The organism is Ramlibacter sp., from assembly GCF_041916345.1.
Classification (GTDB): Bacteria; Pseudomonadota; Gammaproteobacteria; order Burkholderiales; family Burkholderiaceae_C; genus Ramlibacter.
The window spans coordinates 1-23,576 of the sequence record NZ_JAYRZR010000067.1; the positions used below are offsets into that span (position 1 = coordinate 1).

Sequence of the window (23,576 nt, forward strand, 5' to 3'; positions counted from 1 at the left end):
GCAAGGAGGTCATGCCCGAGGGCGTGCGGGTGGTGGACGCCGCCGCGCGCAAGTTCGGCATCGACCTGCACTTCGACCACTTCGACTTCTCCAGCTGGGACTACTGCGAGAAGCACGGCAAGTACCTGCCCGACGACTGGAAGGACCAGATCGGCGGCCATGACGCGCTGTACTACGGCGCGGTGGGCTGGCCCGCGAAGATCCCCGACCACGTGTCGCTGTGGCAGTCGCTGCTGCTGTTCCGCCGCGAGTTCGACCAGTATGTGAACCTGCGGCCCGCGCGCCTGATGCCGGGCATCGTGTGCCCCGTGGTGCGCAAGGACGGCAGCAAGCGCGAGCCCGGCGAGATCGACATGTACATCGTGCGCGAGAACACCGAGGGCGAGTACTCCAGCATCGGCGGGCGCATGTACCCCGGCACCGAGCGCGAGATCGTCATGCAGGAGACGGTGATGTCGCGCATCGGCGTGGACCGCGTGCTCAAGTTCGCCTTCGAGCTCGCCCAGTCCCGCCCGAAGAAGCACCTGACGTCGGCCACCAAGAGCAACGGCATCGCCATCACCATGCCCTACTGGGATGAGCGCGTGGCGGAGATGCAGAAGGGCTACCCCGAGCTCAAGGTCGACAAGTTCCACATCGACATCCTCACCGCGCACTTCGTGCAGCGGCCGGACTTCTTCGACGTGGTGGTGGCCAGCAACCTGTTCGGCGACATCCTGTCCGACCTGGGCCCGGCGTGCACCGGCACCATCGGCATCGCGCCCAGCGCCAACCTCAACCCGGACCGCAAGTTCCCCTCGCTCTTCGAGCCGGTGCACGGCTCGGCGCCCGACATCGCGGGCAGGAACATCGCCAACCCGATCGGGCAGATCTGGTGCGGCGCGATGATGCTGGAGTTCCTGGGCCACAAGGACGCGCACGACGCCATCCTGTCGGCGATCGAGCGCGTGCTCGACCCGAAGTCCGGCGCGCCGCGCACGCCCGACATCGGCGGCACGGCCAGCACCCAGGACCTGGGCCGCGCCATCGCCGAGGCGCTGTAGCGCCTGCTGTCAAGCCTCGCCTGCAGGATGCAGCCGGTCGGCCTGCGATGGGCCGGCCGGCTGCCGCATGGCGGCAGGGGCGCTTCCGTGCGGAATTGCCGCTTGCCTTATTGACACGCCCTGGGTGGCTTGCTCCAATCGCCCGCAGAGTGACCACGCGGCCATTCACAGAGTCTCCCCGTTCCCCCGGGCGGCCCCGCCGCCCAAGCCGGAGCCGGGAGACAAACTATTTCAAGAGACGACCGTCCACCCATCCCAATCCGTACGAGGGGCCCATCCGTGAACAAGACCGAACTGATCGAGCACATCGCCAAGCACGCCGACATCTCCAAGGCCGCCGCGACGCGCGCCCTGGAGTCCATGATCGGCGCCGTCAAGACGACGTTGAAGAAAGGCGGCTCGGTTTCGCTGGTGGGCTTCGGCACTTTCACGGTCGGCAAGAGGGCTGCTCGCAGCGGCCGAAACCCCCGCACCGGCGCCCAGATTAAAATCAAGGCTGCCAAGGTACCCAAGTTCCGGCCCGGCAAGGCGCTGAAGGATGCGCTGAACTGAGGGCCGGTACCCCCGGTGGGGTGCTTAGCTCAGCTGGTAGAGCGGCGCCCTTACAAGGCGTAGGTCGGCGGTTCGAACCCGTCAGCACCCACCACGCAAGACAAGGCGAACTCCGGTTCGCCTTTTTGACTTTCAACGCGAGCTCACTGCATGTTTGAATTCGTCCGCAAGCACACCCGCGTGATGCAGGTCCTGCTGTTCCTGCTGATCGTGCCCTCCTTCGTGCTGTTCGGGCTGGAGGGCTACACGCGCTTCCGCGAGGGCGGCGTGGGCGTCGCCGAGGTCGACGGCCGCAAGATCACGCAGGCCGAGTGGGACAACGCCCACCGTGTGGAGGTTGAGCGCATCCGCCAGCAGATGCCCAACATCGACGCCAAGCTGCTGGATTCGCCGGAGGCCAAGTACGCCTCGCTGGAGCGCCTGGTGCGCGACCGCGTCGTCGCGGCCGCCGCCGTCAAGGGCCACCTGTCGGTGACGGACCAGCGGCTCGCGCGCGAACTGCAGCGCAACGAGTTCCTGGCCTCGCTGCGCACGCCCGATGGCCGGCTGGACATGCAGCGCTACCGCCAGGTGCTGGCCAGCCAGGGCATGACGCCCGAGATGTACGAGGCGCAGGTCCGCAATGACATGACCATGCGCCAGGTGCTGGCTGGCGTGCAGGCTTCCGGCATGGTGCTCGCGGCGCCGGCCGGTGTGGCACTGGACAGCTTCCTGCAGCGCCGTGAGGCGCAGGTGCTGCGCTTCGCCCCGGCGGACTACCAGGCGCGCGTGAAGCCGACGGACGCCGAGGTGGAGGCGTTCTACAAGGCCAACCCGCAGCTGTTCCAGGCGCAGGAGCAGGCCGCGATCGAGTACGTGGTGCTCGATCTCGACGCCGCCGCCCGCACGGTGACGCTGAACGAGCAGGACCTCAAGGCCTACTTCGACCAGAACGTCGCCCGCCTGGCCGGCCAGGAAGAGCGCCGTGCGAGCCACATCCTGGTGGCGGTGCCCAAGGGCGCCTCCGCCGAGGAGAAGGCCAAGGCGAAGGCCAAGGCCGAGGACCTGCTGGCCCAGGTGCGCAAGAAGCCGGATGCCTTCGCCGACCTGGCTCGCAAGAACTCGCAGGACCCGGGCTCCGCGCCGCAGGGGGGTGACCTCGACTTCTTCGCCCGCGGCGCCATGACCAAGCCCTTCGAGGACGCGGCCTTCGCCCTGAAGAAGGGGGAGATCAGCGGTCTGGTGGAGACCGAGTTCGGCTTCCACATCATCCGCCTGACGGACCTCAAGGTCCCCAAGCAGCGCACCTTCGAGGAAATGCGCCCGCAGATCGAGGCCGACCTGAAGAAGCAGCAGGCGCAGCGCAAGTACGCCGAGCTGGCTGAGACCTTCACCAACGGCGTGTACGAGCAGTCCGACAGCCTGAAGCCGATGGCCGACAAGCTGAAGCTCGAGATCCGCACCGCCACCGTGACGCGGCAGCCCGCGGCGGACGCCAAGGGCCCGCTCGCCAACCCGAAGTTCCTGGGCGCGCTGTTCTCGCCCGACGCGCTGGAGCGCAAGCGCAACACCGAGGCCATGGAGGTCGGGCCGAGCCAGCTCGTCTCCGGTCGGGTGGTGCAGTACTCGCCCGCCCGCACCCGCCCCTTCGACGACATCAAGCCCTACGTGCGTGAGCGCCTGGTGGCCGACCGCGCGGCGGAGCTCGCCCGCAAGGAGGGCCAGGAGAAGATGGCCGCGCTGAAGGCCGCGCCCGCGGCGGCCCCGCTGCCAGCAGCCGTGGTCGTCTCGCGCCTCGACGCCGCCAAGCAGCCGCGCCAGGTGGTGGATGCCGTGCTGCGTGCCGACCCCAAGGCCTTCCCCGCGGTGGTGGGCGTGGATCTCGGCGCCGAGGGCTACGCGATCGCCAAGGTCAACCGCATCGTCCCGCGCGACGCGCAGCCCGGCCCCACGGCCGAACAGGAGCGCCAGCAGTACGCGCAGGCCTGGTCGGCGGCCGAGACCATCGCGTACTACAACGCGCTGAAGGAACGCTACAACGTGAAGATCGAGGTGCCCAAGCCCAAGGGCCTGCTGGGCGAGTGACGCCTCGGGCTATAATCACGGGCTTGCGGTGGCTGTAGCTCAGTTGGTAGAGTCCCAGATTGTGATTCTGGTCGTCGTGGGTTCGAGTCCCATCAGCCACCCCAGTGAAATCGCCCACGCAGACAAGGACCTTCGGGTCCTTGTTTCGTTTCAGTGCGACCCGTGCCCATGGTCATGCGCCGCCGGCACCCCCAGCTCCCCCCGCGCCTGACGCAGCACCTGCCAGCCACCGTGCAACGCCAGCGCGGCCATGAGGCTGGCCACCAGCAGGTCGGGCCAGGCATGGCCGGTGCTGAAGACCCCCAGCGCGGCCAGCATCACGGCCACGTTGCCGATGGCGTCGTTGCGGGTGCACAGCCACACGCTGCGCATGTTGGCGTCGCCCTCGCGGAAGGCGTAGAGCATCCAGGCCACGGACAGGTTGGCCACCAGCGCCAGCACGCCCACGGCGCCCATGGTCAGGGCCTGCGGCGGATGCCCGTTCCACACCGCCCAGAGCGCACTGCCCAGCACGTACAGGCCGAAGCCGATCATGCTGATGGCCTTGGCGATGGCGGCGCGGGCGCGCCAGGCGAGTGCGGCGGCCAGCACGGCCAGCGACACACCGTAGTTGAGCGCGTCACCGGCGAAGTCGATGGCGTCCGCCAGCAGCGCGAGCGAGCCGGCGCTGGCGCTGCCGATCACCTCCACCGCGAACATGGCGGCGTTCACGATGAGCGCAACCCAGAGGACGCGCCGGTATCGGGGGAGGTCGCGGAGGGCCTCGGCGGCGGGGGTGTCGTGTTCGCAGCAGTGGGCTGACATGGCGAGGTTCTCCAGGGAATGCCGGTATTTCAAACCCTGGAGCCGCTGCAGAGTCAAGCGCTGCCGCGCGCCCGCTACGGATTCACCATCACCAGCTTGCCCTTCACCTCGCGCGAGCCCATGCGGGCATAGGCGGCCTTCAGCTCCGCCATGGGCATGGTGCAGTCGATCACGGGCTTGACCTTGCCCTGGCCGTACCACTGGGCCAGTTCGGCCATCATGGCCGCGTTGGCCTTGGGCTCGCGCCGGGCGAAGTCACCCCAGAACACGCCCACCAGCGAGGCGCCCTTGAGCAGCGGCAGGTTCAGCGGCAGGTTGGGGATGGGGCCGGCCGCGAAGCCCACCACCAGGTAGCGCCCGCGCCAGGCGATGGAGCGGAAGGCGGGCTCGGCGAAGTCACCGCCCACCGGGTCATAGATCACGTCCGGGCCCTTGCCGTCGGTGGCGGCCTTCACCGCCTCGCGGAAGGCGTTGGGCACGGCATGCGTGGTGTAGTTGATGGTGGCGTCCGCGCCGATGGACTTGCAGAGATCGCACTTCTCGTCGGTGGAGGCGGCGGCGATCACGCGCGCACCGGCCGCCTTGGCGATCTGGATGGCGGAGGTGCCCACGCCGCCGGCGGCGCCCAGCACCAGCACCGTCTCGCCGGCCTTGAGCTGGCCGCGGTCGATCAGCGCGTGGTGCGAGGTGGCGTAGATCATGATGAAGGCCGCCGCGTCCACGAACGGAAAGCCTGGTGGCAGCGGCATGCACAGCGCGGCCGGGGCGATGGTGTGGGTGCCGAAGCCGCCCGTGCCCGACAGGCACGCGACCGGCTGGCCCACCTGCAGGTGCTTCACGCCTTCGCCCACCGCCTCCACCACACCGGCGTATTCCGAGCCTGGCACGAAGGGCAGGGCGGGCTTCATCTGGTACTTGTTCTGCACGATCAGCAGATCGGGAAAGTTCAGGCTGGCGGCGCGGATGGCGATCCGCACCTCGCCGGCCTTCGGCTCGGGCGTGGGCAGTTCCTTCCATTGCAGGGCGTCGACGCCGACCGGGTTATCGCATAGCCAGGCTTGCATGGCCTTCTCTCCTGGGAGTTCGCTGGGGGACAAGCTGCGGATGATAGGCAGGGCGGCGCGCCACGCGATGTCTCTGCGGCGACCGCGCACCTACAATCGGCCGCGAAGGGGCCTGCATGAAGATCCTGCTTTCCAATGACGACGGCTACCAGGCGCCCGGCCTGGTGGCGCTGCACGAGGCCCTGTGCGACCTGGGCGAAGTGGCCGTGGTGGCCCCCGAGCACAACAACAGCGCCAAGTCCAATGCGCTCACGCTGCATGCGCCGCTGTACGTGCAGATGGCCGGCAACGGCTTTCGCTACGTCAACGGCACGCCGGCGGATTGCGTGCACATCGCGCTGACCGGCCTGCTGGGCTGGCGGCCCGACCTGGTGGTGAGCGGCATCAACAACGGCGCCAACATGGGCGACGACACCATCTACTCGGGCACCGTGGGGGCGGCGATGGAGGGCTACCTGTTCGGTGTGCCGGCCATCGCGTTCTCGCAGGCCGAGAAGGGCTGGTCGCACCTGGATGCCGCCGCGCGCAAGGCGCGCGACCTGGTCCGCCAGCTCATCGACCGCGGGCTCGAAGGCCCGCCCTGGCTGCTGAACGTGAACATCCCGAACCGCCCGTACGACGCGCTGGGCGCGTTCCGCGTCTGCCGGCTCGGGCGGCGGCATGCGGCCGAGAAGGTCATTTCGCAGACCAGCCCGCGCGGCGAGGTGATGTACTGGATCGGGGGCGCCGGCCCGGCGAAGGACGCCGCCGAGGGCACCGATTTCCACGCGGTCGCGCAGGGCCATCCGTCGGTGACGCCGCTGCAGGTGGACCTGACCGACCACGCCACGCTGGCGGCTTGGTCTGGCGTGCTGGCGCAGTCATGAATCGCCGCCCGGCGTTTCCGGCACGGCTCGACCTGGGCGCGCAGCGGCCCGCCGCACCGGCACGCGCCGGCAGCGCGGACCCCAAGGCCCGCCCGGTACCGTCTGCCCCGCCGCCCTCCAGCGGCCTGGGCATGGACTCGCAGGCGGTGCGCACGCGCATGGTCACGCGCATCGCCGCGCAGGGCGTTGCCGACGCGCGGGTGCTGCAGGCGCTGCAACGCATCGAGCGGCACCGCTTCGTGGACAGCGCGCTGGTGAACCAGGCGTATGAAGACACGAGCCTGCCCATCGGCCTGGGCCAGACCATCAGCAAGCCGAGCGTGGTGGCCCGCATGATCGAGCTGCTGCTGGCCGGGCGCACCGGGCCCGACGGCCGCCTGGGCCGCGTGCTGGAGGTTGGCACCGGCTGCGGCTACCAGGCGGCGGTGCTGAGCTGCGTGGCCACGGAGGTGTACAGCATCGAGCGGCTGCGCGGCCTGCACGAGCGCGCGATCACCAACCTGCGGGCCTTCCGGCTGCCCAACGTGCACCTGCTGTTTGGTGACGGCATGGCCGGCTATGCGCAGGGCGCGCCGTATGCGGGCATCCTCGCCGCCGCCGGTGGCGAGGCGGTGCCCGAGGCCTGGGTGGCCCAGCTCGCGGAGGGCGGACGCATTGTCGCGCCGGTGGCCGCCGAGCGCGGCGGCCAGGCCCTGGTGGTGATCGAGAAGTCGGGTGCGCGCGTGCAGCGCACCTTGCTGGAGCCGGTGCAGTTCGTCCCCCTAAAATCGGGCACAGCATGAACCAACACCGCTTCCAGGCCGCGCGCGCGGCGCGTGCCCTGTGCCTCGTGGGAATCTGCGCGGTGCTCGCCGCCTGCTCGTCGCCGCGCCGCGTGCCCGCGCCGGTGGAAGATCGCAGCGCCGGCCGGCCCGCCATGCAGGCACCGGCGCCCGTGGCTTCGTCGCCCTCCGCCCCTTCGGAGCCCGGCCGGGTGCTGCCCGGCGCCGAGAACGCCGGCAAGCCCGGCTACTTCACCGTGCGGCCAGGCGACACGCTCATCCGCATCGGCCTGGAGACCGGCCAGAACTGGCGTGACATCGCGCGCTGGAACAACCTGGACAACCCGAACGTGATCGAGGTCGGCCAGGTGCTGCGCGTGGCGCCACCCGCCGGGGAGGTGGTGGCCCGCCCGCTGCCGCCGGCCAGCGCGCCCGCCACGCCGCTGCCGCCGGCCACGGCCTCGGCCTCGGCCAGTGCCCCGCGCGGCACGGCCACGGCGGCCACGCCCGCGCCGGCCGCTTCGCCCGCGCCGGCGCCCGCCGCGGCAGCCGGTGAGGACGAACTCGCCTGGGCCTGGCCCACGGCAGGCGGCCAGGTGCTGGCCGGCTTCGACGAGCAGAAGAACAAGGGCATCGACATCGGCGGCCGCGCGGGGGATCCCGTGCTGGCGGCGGCGGATGGCCGCGTGGTCTATGCCGGCGCCGGCCTGCGCGGCTACGGCAACCTGATCATCCTGAAGCACAACAACACCTACCTCACAGCCTATGCGCACAACCAGGCGCTGCTGGTGAAGGAGGATCAGTCGGTGCGCAAGGGCCAGAAGATCGCCGAGATGGGCTCCACCGACGCGGACCGGGTCAAGCTGCACTTCGAGATCCGCCGTCAGGGCAAGCCGGTCGACCCGGGCCGATACCTGCCCCCGAGGTAGCGATGAAGCGGCGCGCCCGGCCCGGAACCCCTCCGACGCCCGCAGGCGCCCGCGAAGACGCGGAAGCAGTCGCCGAAGCGGCGGGCGATGCCGGCCTGCCGCCGGAGGCATCCGCCGCCGAGCCGCTGCGCGAGCTGCCGGCGGACCTTGCCGGCGAATCGAGCGACACCCTCACGCTGTACCTGCGCGACGTGCGGCGCACCACGCTCTTCACCCCGGCGGAGGAGTTCGCCGTTGCCACGCGCGCACGGGCTGGCGACTTCGAGGCGCGGCAGTCGATGATCGAGCACAACCTGCGGCTCGTGGTCAGCATCGCCAAGGGCTATCTCGGTCGCGGTGTGCCGCTGGCCGACCTGATCGAGGAGGGCAACCTCGGCCTGATGCACGCCATCGACAAGTTCGAGCCCGAGCGCGGCTTCCGCTTCTCCACCTACGCCACCTGGTGGATCCGCCAGTCGGTGGAGCGTGCCGTGGTCAACCAGGGGCGTGTGATCCGTCTGCCGGTGCATGTGGTGCGTGAGCTGCAGCAGGTGCTGCGCGCACGCCGCGCGCTGGAGAACGACCCGCACTTCGCCGAGGCGCGCGGCGGCGCCGAGGGCGATGGCGTCCGCGTCGAGGACGTCGCGGCGCTGCTGGGCCGCGACGTCGGCGAGGTCGCGCAGCTGCTGGCGCTGGCCGAGACGCCGAAGTCGCTGGACGCCGCCGTGGACCGTTCCGACGACGAACACACCCTGGGCGAGGGCATTGCCGACGAACTGGCGGTGGACCCCTCCGGCGTGACCCTGAGCCACGAGGTGGAACGCCTGTTGGACGGCTGGATCGGCGCCCTGTCCAGCCGCGAGAAGGAAGTGCTGGAAGGCCGCTTCGGCCTGCATGACCGCGAGCCCGAGACGCTGGAGGTGCTGAGCGACCGCCTGGGCCTCACCCGCGAGCGCGTGCGCCAGATCCAGAACGAGGCCCTGCTCAAGCTGCGCCGTCACATGACGCGCAATGGCGTCGGCAAGGAAGCGCTGTTCTAGCGGATGCGGGGCGCGGCGCTGCTACAGTGTCCGCCATGGCCTTTCCCGTGCTGGTCTTCGACGTCGAATCCATCCCTGACATCCAGGGCCTGCGCCTGCTGCGCGACGCGCCCGCCGAGGCGACCGACGCTGAGGTGCTGGCGCAATGGGCGCAGGAGCGCAAGGACCACGGCCAGAGCGACTTCCTGCCGCACTACCTGCAGCGCGTGCTGGTGGTGAGCTGCGTGTTCCGCAACGCCGAGGGCCTGCGCGTGCACTCGTTCGTGGACCGCGACGGCGCCAGCGAAGGGCGCGTGGTGCAGAACTTCTTCCGCACCATCGAGCAGAAGGCGCCCCAGCTCGTGAGCTGGAACGGCGGCGGCTTCGACCTGCCGGTGCTGCACTACCGCGGCCTGCGCCATGGCGTGGTGGCCGGCAAGTACTGGGACATGGGCGAGGACGACCGCGAGTTCAAGTACAACAACTACATCAACCGCTACCACACGCGCCACCTGGACCTGATGGACCTGCTGGCGATGTTCCAGCCACGTGCGAACGCGCCGCTGGACGCCATGGCGAAGCTGTGCGGCTTCCCGGGCAAGCTGGGCATGGATGGCTCGCAGGTGTACCAGGCGTATCTCGACGGCGGCCTGGAGGACATCCGCCGCTACTGCGAGACGGACGTGATGAACACCTACCTGCTGTACTGCCAGTACCAGAAGATGCGCGGCGGCTTCACCGAGGCGGAGTACACGCAGGAGATCGCCTTCGTGAAGGAGACGCTGGACACGCTGGCGCCCACGGAGCCGCACTGGCAGGAGTACCTGGCCGCCTGGCGCTGAGGCGCCCTCACTTCACCCGGGGGCCGCAACCAGGGGCCTGACACCGGGGCGCAGCCGCCGCACCTCCTGCGGCAGCACCTCGGCCAGCACGCGCAGGAAGGCCGTCACCGCGGGGGCTTCCGCGCGGTCGGCGTGCTGCAGGGCGTGCAGTTCCCGCCGCAGCATCGGCCGCAGGGGCGTGAAGCGCATGCCCTGCGCCTGGGTATGCGATGCGCCCAGGGCCGACACCACGGCGATGCCCAGGCCCTGGCGCGCCAGCGCGAGCTGCAGGGTGAGGCTGGAGACCTCGATGCCGCGCTCCATGCGTCGCACGAGGTCGGAGCCATGGCTGCGCAGCACGTTCAGGATGCTGGTGTCGGCCGGCTCCTTCAGCAGCGGCAGGCCCGCGCTGCGGCCGGGCGGTGCCAGCAGGCCCAGCGGCGCGCTCAGCAGCGGGCGCGCCACCAGGCTGGCCGTGTCGCCGATGGGCGAGCCGATGCCCAGGTCGGCCTCGACCCGCGTCACGCGGGCGGTGATGCCGGCGCTGTTGTCCTCCACCAGGCGGACCCGCACGCCGGGATGCCGGGCGGTGAAGACCTGCAGCGCCACCGGCAGCACGGTGGCGCCGAAGGCCGCGCCCACGGCGATGGTGAGGGCGCCGCGCACGCCCTGGGCATGCGCGCGCAGGTCGGTGGCCGCATGGTCCAGGTCGTGCAGCAGGCGCTCGGCCACCGGCAGGAAACGCTCGCCGTCGGGCGTGAGCCGCACCTGGCGCGTCGTGCGGTGCAGCAGATCCAGGCCCACCTGATGCTCGAACTCGCGCAGCGCACGGGTGAGCGCGGGCTGGCTGATGTGCAGCACCTCGCTGGCGCGCGAGATGTGCAGCAGCCGGGCGGTGGTGACGAACATGCGCAACTGGCGCTGGGTGAGATTCATGCGGATCGGCTATGAAACAGGCCCGTTCATGTATTGGACAGGGCGAACGGGCCATTCTAGATTCGCGGCTGTCGCTACAAGGAGCCATTCATGGGATTCATCCAGACCACCCGGGCCGCAGGTGCCGTTCTGCTGCTCGCGGCCACGCTGCAGGCTTCGGCCCAGGCGCCGGCGGGCGAGGTCAAGGGCCAGGCTGCACGCCACACGGCGGAGTCGGCGGTGGGCGTGGTGCAGCAGGCGCGCGTGGTGCTGCCGTCGGTGGTGACGGGCGGGGCCGTCTACACGGGGCTGTGGAAGGACGCGCCGCGGGAGGCGAAGGCCCGCGTGCCGGTCGTCGTGTTCCTGCACGGCTCCTCCGGGCTGGGCTTGCCGGCCATCGCCGAGTGGCAGGCCTGGCTGGCGACGCGCGGCATCGCCAGCGTGGCGCCGGATTCGTTCGCGCTGCCGGACCGCATCACCTACAAGTCCCCGGTGTCGACCGCGGTGTACGAGCAGATCCACGCCCTGCGCGCCTCGGAGATCGTGCTCGCCGCGCAGGCCGTCAAGGGCGCTGCCTGGGCCGATCCCGCGCGCCTCGTGCTCGCGGGCACGAGCGAAGGCGCCACCGCGGTGGCCCGCCACGGTGGCGCCGAGTTCGCCGGCCGCATGATCTTTGCCTGGAGCTGCGAGCCGAACTACTTCGTGGAGAAGCCCGGCCACGTCTTCCCGGCGAGCCAGCCGGTGCTCAATGTGATCAGCTCGACCGACCCGTTCTTCTCACCCTCCAATGCCTGGCTGGGCAATCCGTCCGCGCGCGGCCATTGCGGCGAGGCGCTGAAGGATCACAAGCGGGCCACGATCACGCTGATCCCCGGCGCGCCCCATACGCTGCTGAACCTGCCCGCGGCGCGCGCGGCGGCGGCTGGCTTCCTGGACGACGTGCTGCGGCCCTGACGCCGGCGGCCCGGGGGCGCCCTGAGACAATCGGGGCATGGTGACTGACAAGCAGGAGCCGCCCGCGCTGCAGCGGGATGAGCTGGAGATCGAATCGCTGGACCTGGAGGCGCAGGGCGTCGCCCGCCGGGCCGAGGGCAAGGTGGTGTTCGTGGAGGGCGCGCTGCCCGGCGAACGCGTCACCGTGAAGGTGCAGCGCCGCAAGAACAACTGGGAACAGGCCGCGCTGGTCGACGTGCTGCGCGAGTCGTCGCAGCGCGTGCGTCCGCAGTGCCCGCACTTCGGCCTGCATGAGGGCGCCTGCGGCGGCTGCAAGATGCAGCACCTGCATGTGGGCGCGCAGGTGGCGGTGAAGCAGCGCGTGCTGGAAGACAACCTGTGGCATCTGGGCAAGGTGCGCGCCGGCACGCTGCTGCCGGCCATTGAAGGCCCTGCCTGGGGCTATCGCTGGCGGGCCCGCTTCAGCGTGCGCCATGTGCGCAAGAAGGGCGCGGTGCTGGTGGGCTTCCACGAGCGCAAGAGCCGCTACGTGGCGGACATCCGCGAGTGCCATGTGGTGCCACCCGCCGTGAGCGCGCTGCTGCTGCCGCTGCGCGAGCTGATCGCCGGCCTGGAGGCCATCGAGACCTGTCCGCAGATCGAGCTGGCCTGCGGCGAAGGCGTCACGGCCCTGGTGCTGCGCCACCTGCAGCCCTTGTCCGCGGGCGACCTGGCGAAGCTGGCTGCCTTCGCGGCCGCGCACCCGGGCGTGCAATGGTGGCTGCAGCCCAAGGGGCCGGATTCCATCCGCCTGATGGATGAGGCCGCGGCCGCGGTGGGCGAGCTGGCCTACAGCCTGCCGGAGTTCGGCATCGTGATGCCGTTCCGGCCGACCGACTTCACCCAGGTCAACCCGCACATCAACCGCGTGCTGGTGGACCGCGCGGTGCGCCTGCTCGATGTGCAGGCCACGGACCGCGTGATCGACTGGTTCTGCGGCCTCGGCAACTTCACGCTGCCGCTGGCCACGCGCGCGGCGGAGGTGCTGGGCATCGAGGGCAGCGAGGCCCTGGTGGCGCGGTCGCGGGAGAACCTGGCCCGCAACGTCGCCGGCCGGCCGGCCGGTTGGCGGCCGCTCGCGCCCACGCGCTTCGAGGCGCGCAACCTGTTCGAGCTGACGCCCGAACAGCTGGTGGCCGACGGCGTCGCGCAGCGCTGGCTGGTGGATCCACCGCGTGAGGGGGCGTTTGCCCTGGCCAAGGCCCTGGCGGACCTGCATCAGCAGCCCGAGCGGCGTGGCGCGTGGCAGCCACCGGCACGCATCGTGTACGTGAGCTGCAATCCGGCCACGCTGGCGCGCGACGCCGGCCTGCTGGTGCACCAGGCGGGCTACCAGTGCACGTCGGCCGGCGTGGTGAACATGTTCCCGCACACGGCCCACGTGGAATCGATGGCCGTGTTCGATCTCGCGCCCCAATGAAAACGGGCCCCGCGAGGGGCCCGTCGAGCTCAGCGTAAGCTGGCGGGGATCAGTCGTCGCCGGACAGCACGCCCAGCATGACCAGCAGGCTCTGGAACACGTTGTAGATGTCCAGGTACAGGGCCAGCGTGGCGGTGATGTAGTTGGTCTCGCCGCCGTCGATGATCTGCTTCAGGTCGTACAGCATGTACAGGCTGAAGAGGCCGATGCACAGCGTGCTGATCACCATCATGCCGATGCCGGAGCCGACGAACACGTTGATGATGCCGCCGATCATCACGACCAGCGCGCCGACGAACAGCCACTTGCCCATGCCGGACAGGTCGCGCTTGATCACGCTGGCGAGCGTGGCCATGACCAGGAACACACCGGCGGTACCGCCGAAGGCCGTCATCACGATGCCGGTGCCCGACTTCATGCCGAGGATCATGCCGAGCAGGCGCGACAGCATGAGACCCATGAAGAAGGTGAAGCCCAGCAGCACGGCCACGCCGGCGGCGGAATCCTTGGTCTTGTGGATGGCGAACATGAAGCCGAACGCGCCGCCCAGGAAGACGATCAGCCCGAGGCCGCCGCCCAGGCCCTTGGTGATGCCGGTGGCCACGCCCAGCCAGGCACCCAGCACGGTCGGGATCATGCTCAGCGCGAGCAGCCAGTAGGTGTTGCGAAGAACGCGGTTGCGTTCCTCCGCCGTCGTGGCCACGTGGCCATACGAAGGCATGGTTTGGACTTGGTCGTTCATGCAGCGCTCCTTGCCGTAGACGGCCTGTTGGATGCCCGGATTCTAGGGGGGTTCCCGGGCGATCTGGCAATCCCCTTGCGCGCGAAGGTGCGGGTATGCTCGGGGTTTTCAAGGATCACGCCGCATGAAGTCCCGCCCCAGCCTCGAACTTTCAGACGTCAAGGCCATCGCTGCCGCCGCCGAGGCCGAAGCCCTGAAGCACCAGTGGGCCGTGAGCATTGCCGTGGTGGACGCCGGCGGGCACCTGCTGTGGCTGCAGCGCCTGGACGGCGCGCCGCCGATCTCTGCCCAGATTGCCCCGGCCAAGGCCCACACGGCCGCGTTGGGGCAGCGCGAAAGCAAGGTCTACGAGGACATGATCAACGGCGGCCGAGTGTCGTTCCTCAGCGCGCCCGGCCTGCAGGGCCTGCTGGAAGGCGGCGTGCCCATCCTGAAGGATGGCCAGTGCCTGGGCGCCGTGGGCGTGAGCGGGGTAAAGTCGACCGAAGACGCCCAGATCGCCCGGGCGGGCATCGCCGCACTGGGCATCTAAAAAAGGGCGTGGCTGGCAGGCGTGCCACCTGCTGGCTGGCCAACGCGACCCTTGGGTCGCCCCACGAAGCAAACGGCTACTTGGTCAAGATGAGCTTGCCCAGGCGCGTGGCGTGCAGGCGGTAGACCGTCCCGTTGTGCACGATCTGCACGCAGCGCGCGCCTTGCAGCAGGGCGCTGCTGGGCAGGGTGCGGTCCGGCGGCGCGCCATCACCGCGCCCAGGTCGGCCCAGGTGCGGTGCCGGATCGGTCATGCTGGTAACGGCGACCCCCTGCAGCCCGCCTCCCGCGTTGTCTGCATAGTCCATCATGGCTGGGCCTCCCCCCGGGGTTCGGTGATGAAGCCGATGCGGCGCAGGCCAGCCTGCTGGGCGGCCGCCATCGCCTGCGCGATGCGCTCATAGCGCACGGCGCGGTCGCCTCGGATGTGCAGCTCGGGCTGTGGCTCCCGCGTGGCCTCGGCCTTCAGGCGGCCGGCCAGTTCGTCGTCGGCGATGCGCGTGTCGTTCCAGAAGTAGCCGCCGTCCGCGTCCACCGCCAGCCGCAGGGCCTGTGGCTTGTCCTGCGGCTGGGCGGTGGCCCGGGGCAGGTCCACCCGCACCGCATGCTGCATCACCGGCACGGTGATCATGAAGACGATCAGCAGCACGAGCATCACGTCGACCAGCGGCGTCATGTTGATCTCGTTCATCACGTCGTCGGTGTCGTCCTGGGTTCCGAAAGCCATGGCCTCAGGCTCCCTTCTTCATCGCGACCACGTTGCCCGCGGCGCCCGCGCCGATGCGCGTGCCGGTCAGCAGGTACGCGTGCAGGTCGTGGGCGAAGCGGTTCAGCCGGAACAGCATCGCCTTGTTGCCGCGGACCAGCGCGTTGTAGCCCAGCACGGCGGGAATGGCCACGGCCAGGCCCAGGGCCGTCATCACCAGCGCCTCGCCGATCGGGCCGGCCACCTGGTCGATCGAGGCCTGCCCGCTGGCACCGATCGCCAGCAGCGCGTGGTAGATGCCCCAGACGGTGCCGAACAGGCCGACGAAGGGCGCGGTGGACCCGACCGAAGCCAGCACCGCGAGGCCGGCCTGCATGCGCGCGGTGGTCTCGTCGATGGCGTTGCGCAGTGCCCGCGTGATCCACTCGCTGGCGCTGAGCGAATCGTGCAGCTGGGGCTGGGCGTTGCGGTGCGCAGCCGCCTCGCGGCCCTCCAGCGCCAGATTGCGATAGGGGTTGACCGGCTCCGCGCCCAGCTTGCTCAGCCCGTCGGCGAAGTCGGTGGCATGCCAGAAGCTCTCCACGGCGCGGGCCTGTCGGCTCGTGCGTCGCAGATCCAGCGCCTTGATCAGGATGACGATCCACGAGGCCAGCGACATGGCCAGCAGCAGCAGGGCGACAGAGCGGGTGATCAGGTCACCCTGGCTCCAGAGGTGCAAGAGACCGGATTCGGGATTCATGGGGGACTACTCCAGGACAAAATTGAGGGGAACGTTGAACCACATCGCCTCCGGCACGCCGCCGCGCTTGCCGGGGATGTAGCGCCACTTCAGAACGGTCTGCAGCGCGGCCTGATCCAGGCGCTCGAATCCGCTGGACCGCCGCACCTCGGCCTGCTGCGCACTGCCATCGGCGCCGATCAGCACGCGGATCACCACCTGGCCTTGCTCGCCCCGTCGCACGCTGAGCGGCGGGTAGGGTGGCCGCGGGTTCTGCAGGTAGTCGGCGTCGCTGGAGGGCAGCTCCACGCGCGGCGGTGGGGGTGGCGGGGCAGGGGGCGCCGCCGCAGTGACGGGCGCGGTGATCGGTGGGGCCGGTGCCTGGGTGGCCACGGCTCCCGTGGGCGCGGTGGCGCTGGGCGGCAGGTCGGGCTGGGCCACAGGCTGGGGGGCGATCTGGGGGCGGGCGGGCGCGGGCGGCTGGGGGGCGCGGCGCAGCACCGGCTCACTCGGCTGGGGCGCTGGCGGAACCGGCTCGGCAAGGGGCTGTGCCGGCGTGACCAGCTCGGAGATCACCTCGGCCAGGACCACCTGCTCGCCTTTCCAGCGGGTCAGCGCGTGCTCCAGGGCCCACAGCGCACCGAGGTGCAGCAGCACGACCACGGCCACGACGGCGCGATCACGGCCGGCGCGTGCGGCAGGGGTGTGGAGGGCGGGGTACTGCATGGGTCGAGTGCGATCGGATTCAGCGGCGCAGCGCCCAGCGGGCGCAGCCGATGACGAGCAAGAGGCTCACACCAAGGACGATGCCCATGCCGAGGCCTCGTGCTGGCCGCCGCCTGTCTGCAGCGCCGCCATCGGGTGGACGGTGCTGCATTGCGCCACGATGTCGCGGGCGCACCCTTCGCAACGGCCGCACTGGGCAGCGACGCCCAGTTCGAACTGGATGTCGTCGAAACTCATGCCGGCACGGGCGTGGCGGGCGATGTCACGGTCGGAGACGCGGCGGCAGACGCAGATGATCATGGGGGGAACGTCGAAGCTGGATGATATTATAAATGCGAATCGGTCGCATTTGCAATCTCTATTCAACGGACATCAGACGATCAGGTCCCGATTCACCTGCGCCGGGCTGGCGCAGCCGGTGAGCGCCAGCGCGATCTCGAACTCGTCGCGCAGCAGCCGAAGCACGTGCGCCGCGCCCGGGGGACCCGCGACCGCCAGTCCCCATGCCGCCGGCCGGCCGACCAGCACCGCCCGCGCGCCGAGGGCCAGCGCCTTCAGCACGTCGGTGCCGCGGCGAATGCCGCCGTCCACGAGCAGCGGCCGCTCCCCCTGAACGGCGTCCGCGATGCGCGTCAGGGCGAAGGCGGTGGTTGCGGCGGTGTCGAGCGTCCGGCCGCCGTGGTTGGAGACGATGAGGCCGGCGGCACCGACGCGCACCGCCTGGAGGGCGTCCAGCGGGTGCAGGATGCCCTTCAGCAGCACCGGCAGCCGTGCCCGGGCGATGAGTTCCTCGATGCCGGCCCAGGTGGGTGTGCCGCGGAGGTGACGCATGATCCCGGGGGCGCCCCCCGATGCCGCGCCGGCCGCTGGCAGCGCCAGGGCCGCCAGGCCGGGCGGCAGCCGGAAGCCGCTGCGCCGCTCGGCGTCGCGCGCGCCATGCACCGGGGCATCGACGGTGACCACGAAGGCCTCGAAGCCGGCCTGCTCGGCGCGCTGCATCAGCTCGCGGTTGAAGCCGGCGTCGGCCTGGACATAGAGCTGAAACCACAGCGGGCCGCGTGACGCGTCGCCGGCGATGGCGCGCGCCACCGTCTCGGGCGGCGTGCTCGTCTGCGTGCTCAGCACGTAGCCGGCCTCCTGCGCCGATGCGGCAACCGCCATGCCGGTCTCGGCATCGGGATGCAGCAGGCGCTGCCAGGCCATCGGCGCCACGAGCAAGGGGTGCGCGAGGCGCCGGCCCAGCAGCTCGACGCGGGTGTGCGCGCCATCGAGCGGTTGCAGCACGCGCGGCAGCAGACGCAGGGCCGCCCAGTCCGCTGCGTTGGCCCGCAGCGTGATCTCATCGCCTGCCCCGCCGTTGAAATAGGCCCAGGTGGCCGCGTCGAGCCGCTCGCGCGCCAGCGGCTCATAGTCCGCCAGGCTGGCGATGGCCACGGCCTGGGCGGGGCTCACGTGTCGGCCCACATCCGCAGCAGGTTGTGATAGGTGCCCGTCAGCGCCACGGCCTCCTCGGTCTCACCGACGCGCGAGCGCAGGGCCGTGAGCGCATCGTCCAGTTCCAGCAGAAGGCGCCGCTGCTCGTGACTGCGCACCATGCTCTCGATCCAGAAGAAGCTGGCGAGGCGCGCGCCACGCGTCACGGGTCGCACCTCGTGCACCGTGGTGCCGGGGTAGAGCACGCAGTGCCCCGCCGGCAGCTTGACCACGCGATCGCCATCGGGCCCGCGGGCGACCAGCTCGCCGCCGTCGTACTCGTGCGGCTGGGCCAGGAAGACCGTGCACGAGAGGTCGGTCCGCACGCGCAGGCCGCCATCGCCGAAGCGAACGGCGTTGTCGACGTGCGGCCCGTAGAAGTTGGCGTCGCCGCTGTAGCGGTTGAAGCGCGGTGGCAGCACCCGCTTGGGCAGCGCGGCGGCCAGGAACCGGGGCGACCGGTCCAGCGCGCGCAGCAGCAGGGCCTGCAGCGCGCGGGCCGCGTCGCAATCGGTGGGCAGCTGATCGTTGTTCTTCACCTGGCGCGCCTGGTCACCGGCGCTGAATTGGCCATCGGCCCAGGGGGCGTCCGCCAGCAGGCGGCGAGCCTGCTGCAGATCGGTTTCATCCAGCAGCGAGAACGTCAGGAGCATGGCGGTGGCTTGGTCCTCGTGGCGGGTCGAGCGGTCAGAGGACTAGAACTTCGCCGTCAGCGACACCTGCAGCAGGCGGCCGGCGCCCGGGATGTAGTGGCCGCGGTACAGCGACTCGGCATACAGCTTGTTCGTGATATTGGTCAGGTTGCCCTTGACCGTGACGGTCTGGTTCACCTGGTACTCCGCCATCAGGTCGGCCGTCACGAACGAGGGCGCTTCCCAGGCGGGCGCCGTCACATCGGCCGGCGCCTGCTGGCTGCGGAAGTTGAGGCCGCCGCCCACACGCCACTGCGGCGTGACCTGGTAGGTGCTCCAGATCGTTCCGCTGTGGCGAGGGCTCAGGCCCGGCCGGTCGCCCGCTCGGTTGCCCACGGTGGTGGCGGTGGAGGCGGCCTGATCCACCTTGGCGATGGGCATCCACATGTAGGAGCCGTAGATCTCCCACCGCGGCGTCAGCAGGCCCGCGACGTCGATCTCGATGCCGGCGCTGTGCCGCTTGCCCGAGAGCAGCAGGCGGGTGGCCGCCGTGTCCGGGTCGGTGTTGCGCTCGTTCTTCTTGGTCGAGCGGAAGATCGCGAAGCGGGTGCTGAAGCGCTTGTCCGCCGATTCGACGCGGCCGCCGAACTCGACGTTCTCGCTCTGCTCGGGTGGGGTGCTGGCGCTCAGGGCGTTGTACGAATAGGTGTCGCCCGACGTGTTGAACGAGGTGCCGTAGGAGAAGTGGAACGAGCGGCGGTCATCCGGCTGCCACAGCGCGCCCACCCGCTTGCTCCACTCGGAGATCCTCTGCCGGTAGTTCGTGGCCGTCTCCGGGCCGGCCGCGTTGCCGGGAATGGCGAAGGTGTCGTATGACCCGTCCAGGCTGTCGTAGCGCAGGCCGCCCAGCAGCTTCCATTGCGGTGCGATCTGCACCAGATCCTGCGCATACACACCCCAGGACTTGGCCTTGAACTGGTTGCCGGTGCGCAGCACGCGTGTGCCTTCGTCGATCCAGGCGCCATCACCCGGCGTGCCCGCCAGCGTGGTCGGCTTGGTCGGCACCACGCCGCCCTGGGCCGCGCTGCGGGCCGCGTAGACGGTCTTCTCCTCCTGGGCGAAGTCGATGCCAGTCTGCACCGTGTGCTGCATGCCAAGGGCCTGGAAGCGCGTGCTCAGGTCGCTCTGGGCGTGGACCGTGTTCACGTCCTGGATCTTGAGCTGCGCGCCGCGCGTCAGCACGGTCTGCGGACCGAAGTTGGAGAGGTCCACCGCCGCGCGGTTGGGTTGCGCCGTGGCGGCCGCGAAGCGCACCGTGCCGGCGCGCTGGTCGCGCTCGAACTCGCCTGCGCGCACCTGGGTGCGCAATTCGCTGCCGCCCAGGAAGCGGTGCAGGTGGCTGAAGCTCGCGATCCTGGCGCCACCGGCGTTGCGGTCGCTCGCCATGCCGAAGTAGGCGGTGGGGTCCAGGCTACCGATCAGCGTGTTGGCTGCGCTGGTGTCGGTGGCCAGCGGCTTGATCCAGGGCAGGCCGTAGTTCATGCCGTTGTTGTTGTCCAGCCAGTAGAGGCTGGCATTGAACTCGTCGGCGGTGCCGATGCCCCAGCGGTAGGCCGCGGCCAGGCCGCGCTTGTCGATGCTGCTGCCGGCGCCGTTGTTGTCGGCCCTGGTCGCCATGGCGTTGATGCGCAAAGCCGCGTTCTCGCCGGTGTGCAGGTTGAAGTCACCCGTGACGCGGCGGTAGCGGTGGCTGCCGACGGTGCCGGTGACCTCGTGCTCGTCGATCAGCCGCGGCTGCTTGCTGACCTGGTTGACGGCGCCGCCGGTGGAGCCGCGCCCGAACAGCATGGAGGCGGAGCCGCGCAGCACCTCCAGCCGGTCGTTGTTGAAGGTGTCGCGGTCGTAGAAGGCTGGGTCCCGCATGCCGTCCAGGAAGATGTCGCCCGTGCCCGCGAGCGAGAAGCCGCGCAGGCGGATGTCTTCCTCGCCGCCTTCGGCCGCGAGGAAGGTGATGCCGGCCGTGTTGCGCAAGGCCTCCTTCACGGTGTCGAGGTTGCGGTCGTCCATCAGCTTCTCGGTCACCACGGTGATCGACTGCGGGATGTCGCGCAGCGCCTGCTCACCCTTGCCGATGCGGGTGGAGGTGGTGCGCACGCTGTCCTTGCCTTCGACGACGGCTTTCTCCTTGATCACCACCGGCGCGAGGGTGCGCACGGGCGTGGCGGGAGCGGGCGTGGTCTGCGCCCAGCTCGATACCGAGGCGGTGAGCATGAGGGCGCCGAGCGGCAGCAGGGCGGGTTCGGTGCGCGCGGTCGGCGTGCGGTGGGGAGGGGTGGCCTTGGGGCGGCGGCGTGCCATGGGAGATCTCCAGTCAGCATGCCCGCGGGGCGGGCGGTCGGATTGCTGGCTGGCTTGGTCACCACGCGGCAGGCCGCGCGGCTGCCGTGGCTGGCCGGGATGACGCTATTCTAAATCGAAACGAGAATGTTTCTCGTTCGCGTAAGCGGTTGTCTCGCTCGCGCCACACGGGCCGAGCCGCGGGGTCAGCTCACGCTGCCCATCTGCGACTGAAGGTAGTTCGGCAGGCCGACCTTGTCGATCAGCTCGATCTGGGTCTCGAGGAAGTCGATGTGTTCCTCGGTGTCGTCCAGGATCGCCTGCAGCACGTCGCGGGACACGTAGTCGCGGACCGACTCGCAGTGGGCGATGCCGGCCTTGATGGTGGCCTGCGCGCCCTGTTCGAGCCTGAGGTCGCAAGCCAGCATCTCGGGGACGCTCTCGCCCACCAGCAGCTTGCCCAGGTCCTGAAGGTTGGGCAGGCCGTCCAGCATGAAGATGCGGTCCATCAGCCGGTCGGCGTGCTTCATCTCGCCGATCGACTCGTCGTATTCCTTCTTCGCCAGCTTGTCGAGCCCCCAGTGCTTGAGCATGCGGTAGTGCAGGAAGTACTGGTTGACGGCCGTCAGCTCGTTCTTGAGCTGCGCCTGGAGGTGCTGGATCACTTGCGCGTCGCCTTGCATGGGCTGCTCCTTCGCTGGCGGGTGGGGATGCGCCGGATTCTCGCGCATCCCCGGCCCGAGGGCAGGCGCGCCGGTCAGGCGAGGGCAGGGGCCCGCTCGGCGGCCCGGGCGGCCGCGGGCGCCGCCGCCGCCGGTGCCTCGCTGCGGATCAGGTGATCGAAGGCCCCCAGCGCCGCCTTGGCGCCGTCGCCGGCCGCGATGATGATCTGCTTGTACGGTACCGTCGTGGCATCCCCCGCCGCGAACACGCCGGGCAGCGAGGTCTGGCCCTTCGCGTCCACGATGATCTCGCCGTGGCGCGACAGCTCCAGCGTGCCCTTGAGCCATTCGGTGTTGGGCACCAGGCCGATCTGCACGAACACGCCTTCCAGGTCCACGCGGTGCTCGACGCCGCTCGCGCGGTCCTTCCAGGTCAGACCGTCCACCTTGCCGGTGCCGGTGATGGCCGTGGTCTGTGCGTTCAGCAGCACCGTCACGTTCGGCAGGCTGCGGAGCTTGCGTTGCAGCACTTCGTCCGCACGCAGCTTCGTGTCGAACTCGACCAGCGTGACGTGCGCCACGATGCCGGCGAGATCGATTGCTGCCTCCACGCCCGAGTTGCCGCCGCCGATGACGGCGACGCGCTTGCCCTTGAAGAGCGGGCCGTCGCAGTGGGGGCAGTACGCCACGCCCTTGTTGCGCAGCTCGCTTTCACCCGGCACGCCGAGCTGGCGCCAGCGCGCGCCGGTGGCGAGCACGACGGATCGCGCACGCAGTGTCGCGCCGCTGTCCATCTCCACGCGGATCAGGCCCTCCTCGGGCGTGAGCGCGCGGGCGCGCTGCAGGTTCATGATGTCCACGTCGTAGTGACGCACGTGTTCTTCCAGGGCCAGTGCGAACCTCGGGCCCTCGGTTTCCTTGACCGAGATGAAGTTCTCGATGCCCAGCGTGTCCAGCACCTGGCCGCCGAAGCGTTCCGCGGCGATGCCGGTGCGGATGCCCTTGCGGGCTGCGTAAACCGCGGCCGCCGCGCCAGCCGGGCCGCCACCGACGATCAGCACGTCGAACGGCGCCTTTTCGCTGAGCTTCGCGGCCTCGCGCTTCGCCGCGCCGCTGTCCACCTTGGCGACGATCTCTTCCAGCGTCATGCGGCCGGAGCCGAACTGCGTGCCGTTCAGGAACACCGTGGGCACGCCCATGATCTGGCGCTCGTCGATCTCGCGTTGGAACAGGCTGCCCTCGATCATGGTGGCGCGGATGCGCGGGTTGCGCGTGGCCATCAGGTTCAGCGCCTGCACGACGTCCGGGCAGTTGTGGCAAGTCAGCGAGACATAGACCTCGAAGTCGAGATCACCCTCCAACTCGTCGATCTGGTCCAGCAGCGAATGCTCCACCTTGGGCGGGTAACCGCCGACTTGCAGCAGCGCCAGCACCAGCGACGTGAATTCATGCCCCATCGGCAGGCCGGCAAACACCGGGCCGTGCGTCTGCCCAGGGCGATGCACCTGGAAAGAGGGCGTGCGCAGCGCGCCAGCGAACGACTCGACGACCGTGATGCGCGGCGAGGCATCGGCGATGTCCTTCAGCAGCGCGCGCATGTCCGCGGAGGCCTTCGACTCGTCGAGCGAGGCGTGGATCTCCACCGGGTGGACAAGGCGTTCCAGATAGGCGGCAAGCTGGGTCTTGAGGGCGGCGTCGAGCATTCGGTTATCTCCAGGGTGTTTCTCGGACGGCGCGCAGCAACGCGCAGCGCCGTCCCCCATGCTGAAAGGATCCGGCTTTGCCGGTCCTTTCAGCACTGGTCTAAGCACCCTGAAAA

The 23,576-nt window shown here is 70.1% G+C and carries 25 protein-coding genes and 2 tRNA genes; 13 read left to right on the forward strand and 14 right to left on the reverse strand.

Translation table 11 applies throughout. The features are described 5' to 3' along the window. The 5 genes from ACE3T5_RS15675 to ACE3T5_RS15695 form a co-directional block, all read left to right on the forward strand. Positions 1–1,043 (forward strand): tartrate dehydrogenase (locus tag ACE3T5_RS15675; RefSeq protein ID WP_374669014.1); only part of this gene is annotated, 1,043 nt, incomplete at its 5' end. Between the two features lie 279 nt (positions 1,044–1,322). Continuing rightward, positions 1,323–1,595 carry an HU family DNA-binding protein gene (locus ACE3T5_RS15680; RefSeq protein WP_374669015.1) on the forward strand — a complete coding sequence of 91 codons (273 nt, stop codon included), beginning with the start codon at positions 1,323–1,325 and terminating at the stop codon, positions 1,593–1,595. 18 nt (positions 1,596–1,613) lie between these two features. Continuing rightward, positions 1,614–1,689: transfer RNA gene (locus tag ACE3T5_RS15685), tRNA-Val, on the forward strand. 56 nt (positions 1,690–1,745) lie between these two features. Then, positions 1,746–3,659, forward strand: coding sequence for a SurA N-terminal domain-containing protein (locus ACE3T5_RS15690; RefSeq protein ID WP_374669016.1), 1,914 nt, complete (start codon positions 1,746–1,748; stop codon positions 3,657–3,659). A 28-nt stretch (positions 3,660–3,687) separates the two neighbouring features. Further along, positions 3,688–3,763, forward strand: a tRNA-His gene (locus ACE3T5_RS15695). Between the two features lie 46 nt (positions 3,764–3,809). Here the strand turns inward: ACE3T5_RS15695 and ACE3T5_RS15700 are convergent. Both ACE3T5_RS15700 and ACE3T5_RS15705 read right to left on the reverse strand, forming a co-directional pair. Further along, a complete protein-coding gene (locus ACE3T5_RS15700) occupies positions 3,810–4,463 on the reverse strand; it encodes a cation transporter (RefSeq protein WP_374669017.1) in 654 nt (217 codons plus the stop codon). A 74-nt stretch (positions 4,464–4,537) separates the two neighbouring features. Further along, complete coding sequence (locus ACE3T5_RS15705; RefSeq protein ID WP_374669018.1) at positions 4,538–5,527, reverse strand: NADPH:quinone oxidoreductase family protein; 990 nt, start codon at positions 5,525–5,527, stop codon at positions 4,538–4,540. 116 nt (positions 5,528–5,643) lie between these two features. Here ACE3T5_RS15705 and surE point away from each other — a divergent pair, with 116 nt between their 5' ends. Genes surE through ACE3T5_RS15730 form a run of 5 tightly spaced genes read left to right on the forward strand, consistent with a single transcriptional unit; the run spans position 5,644 to position 9,923 of the window. Beyond that, positions 5,644–6,393 (forward strand): 5'/3'-nucleotidase SurE, encoded by a 750-nt coding sequence (gene surE, locus ACE3T5_RS15710; RefSeq protein ID WP_374669019.1) that lies wholly within the window; start codon positions 5,644–5,646, stop codon positions 6,391–6,393. Beyond that, complete coding sequence (locus ACE3T5_RS15715) at positions 6,390–7,175, forward strand: protein-L-isoaspartate(D-aspartate) O-methyltransferase (protein WP_374669020.1); 786 nt, start codon at positions 6,390–6,392, stop codon at positions 7,173–7,175. The genes surE and ACE3T5_RS15715 overlap by 4 nt, the downstream gene beginning before the upstream one ends. After that, complete coding sequence (locus tag ACE3T5_RS15720) at positions 7,172–8,083, forward strand: peptidoglycan DD-metalloendopeptidase family protein (RefSeq protein WP_374669021.1); 912 nt, start codon at positions 7,172–7,174, stop codon at positions 8,081–8,083. Before ACE3T5_RS15715 ends, ACE3T5_RS15720 begins: the two co-directional genes overlap by 4 nt. A gap of 2 nt (positions 8,084–8,085) precedes the next feature. Further along, a complete protein-coding gene (locus ACE3T5_RS15725) occupies positions 8,086–9,102 on the forward strand; it encodes a sigma-70 family RNA polymerase sigma factor (RefSeq protein WP_374669022.1) in 1,017 nt (338 codons plus the stop codon). Between the two features lie 35 nt (positions 9,103–9,137). Then, positions 9,138–9,923 carry a 3'-5' exonuclease gene (locus ACE3T5_RS15730; RefSeq protein ID WP_374669023.1) on the forward strand — a complete coding sequence of 262 codons (786 nt, stop codon included), beginning with the start codon at positions 9,138–9,140 and terminating at the stop codon, positions 9,921–9,923. A 12-nt stretch (positions 9,924–9,935) separates the two neighbouring features. Here the strand turns inward: ACE3T5_RS15730 and ACE3T5_RS15735 are convergent, their stop codons facing one another. After that, positions 9,936–10,838 (reverse strand): LysR family transcriptional regulator, encoded by a 903-nt coding sequence (locus ACE3T5_RS15735; RefSeq protein ID WP_374669024.1) that lies wholly within the window; start codon positions 10,836–10,838, stop codon positions 9,936–9,938. A 90-nt stretch (positions 10,839–10,928) separates the two neighbouring features. On the opposite strand from ACE3T5_RS15735, the gene ACE3T5_RS15740 reads away from it, so the two are divergent. Together ACE3T5_RS15740 and rlmD are read left to right on the forward strand one after the other, a co-directional pair. After that, complete coding sequence (locus ACE3T5_RS15740; RefSeq protein WP_374669025.1) at positions 10,929–11,771, forward strand: dienelactone hydrolase family protein; 843 nt, start codon at positions 10,929–10,931, stop codon at positions 11,769–11,771. 37 nt (positions 11,772–11,808) lie between these two features. Next, entirely contained in the window at positions 11,809–13,230 is a 1,422-nt protein-coding gene (gene rlmD / locus ACE3T5_RS15745; RefSeq protein WP_374669026.1) for a 23S rRNA (uracil(1939)-C(5))-methyltransferase RlmD, read from the forward strand. Between the two features lie 49 nt (positions 13,231–13,279). Here the strand turns inward: rlmD and ACE3T5_RS15750 are convergent, their stop codons facing one another. Next, positions 13,280–13,972, reverse strand: a complete 693-nt coding sequence (locus ACE3T5_RS15750) for a Bax inhibitor-1/YccA family protein (protein ID WP_374669027.1) — start codon at positions 13,970–13,972, stop codon at positions 13,280–13,282. 124 nt (positions 13,973–14,096) lie between these two features. Here ACE3T5_RS15750 and ACE3T5_RS15755 point away from each other — a divergent pair, with 124 nt between their 5' ends. Beyond that, positions 14,097–14,504 (forward strand): heme-binding protein, encoded by a 408-nt coding sequence (locus tag ACE3T5_RS15755; RefSeq protein ID WP_374669028.1) that lies wholly within the window; start codon positions 14,097–14,099, stop codon positions 14,502–14,504. Between the two features lie 76 nt (positions 14,505–14,580). Here the strand turns inward: ACE3T5_RS15755 and hemP are convergent, their stop codons facing one another. The 10 genes from hemP to ahpF form a co-directional block, all read right to left on the reverse strand. Continuing rightward, entirely contained in the window at positions 14,581–14,757 is a 177-nt protein-coding gene (hemP, locus tag ACE3T5_RS15760) for a hemin uptake protein HemP (RefSeq protein ID WP_374669038.1), read from the reverse strand. A gap of 53 nt (positions 14,758–14,810) precedes the next feature. Then, the gene (locus tag ACE3T5_RS15765) at positions 14,811–15,230 is read right to left on the reverse strand and encodes an ExbD/TolR family protein (RefSeq protein ID WP_374669029.1); all 420 of its coding nucleotides are present in this window, start codon (positions 15,228–15,230) and stop codon (positions 14,811–14,813) included. 4 nt (positions 15,231–15,234) lie between these two features. Continuing rightward, positions 15,235–15,948 carry a MotA/TolQ/ExbB proton channel family protein gene (locus ACE3T5_RS15770; RefSeq protein ID WP_374669030.1) on the reverse strand — a complete coding sequence of 238 codons (714 nt, stop codon included), beginning with the start codon at positions 15,946–15,948 and terminating at the stop codon, positions 15,235–15,237. Between the two features lie 6 nt (positions 15,949–15,954). Next, positions 15,955–16,653, reverse strand: a complete 699-nt coding sequence (locus tag ACE3T5_RS15775; RefSeq protein ID WP_374669031.1) for an energy transducer TonB — start codon at positions 16,651–16,653, stop codon at positions 15,955–15,957. A 66-nt stretch (positions 16,654–16,719) separates the two neighbouring features. Continuing rightward, on the reverse strand, positions 16,720–16,953 hold the full coding sequence (locus ACE3T5_RS15780) for a bacterioferritin-associated ferredoxin (protein WP_374669032.1): 234 nt from the start codon (positions 16,951–16,953) through the stop codon (positions 16,720–16,722). A gap of 72 nt (positions 16,954–17,025) precedes the next feature. Then, on the reverse strand, positions 17,026–18,105 hold the full coding sequence (locus ACE3T5_RS15785) for an alpha-hydroxy acid oxidase (RefSeq protein ID WP_374669033.1): 1,080 nt from the start codon (positions 18,103–18,105) through the stop codon (positions 17,026–17,028). Further along, positions 18,102–18,779: a Fe2+-dependent dioxygenase gene (locus ACE3T5_RS15790; RefSeq protein WP_374669034.1), complete on the reverse strand. Its 678-nt coding sequence runs from the start codon at positions 18,777–18,779 to the stop codon at positions 18,102–18,104. Before ACE3T5_RS15790 ends, ACE3T5_RS15785 begins: the two co-directional genes overlap by 4 nt. Before the next feature lie 42 nt (positions 18,780–18,821). Continuing rightward, a complete protein-coding gene (locus tag ACE3T5_RS15795; RefSeq protein ID WP_374669035.1) occupies positions 18,822–21,116 on the reverse strand; it encodes a TonB-dependent receptor in 2,295 nt (764 codons plus the stop codon). Positions 21,117–21,301: 185 nt separating this feature from the next. Then, positions 21,302–21,778 (reverse strand): bacterioferritin, encoded by a 477-nt coding sequence (gene bfr / locus ACE3T5_RS15800; protein WP_374669036.1) that lies wholly within the window; start codon positions 21,776–21,778, stop codon positions 21,302–21,304. A gap of 74 nt (positions 21,779–21,852) precedes the next feature. Further along, positions 21,853–23,460 (reverse strand): alkyl hydroperoxide reductase subunit F, encoded by a 1,608-nt coding sequence (ahpF, locus tag ACE3T5_RS15805; protein WP_374669037.1) that lies wholly within the window; start codon positions 23,458–23,460, stop codon positions 21,853–21,855. Positions 23,461–23,576: the final 116 nt, after the last annotated feature.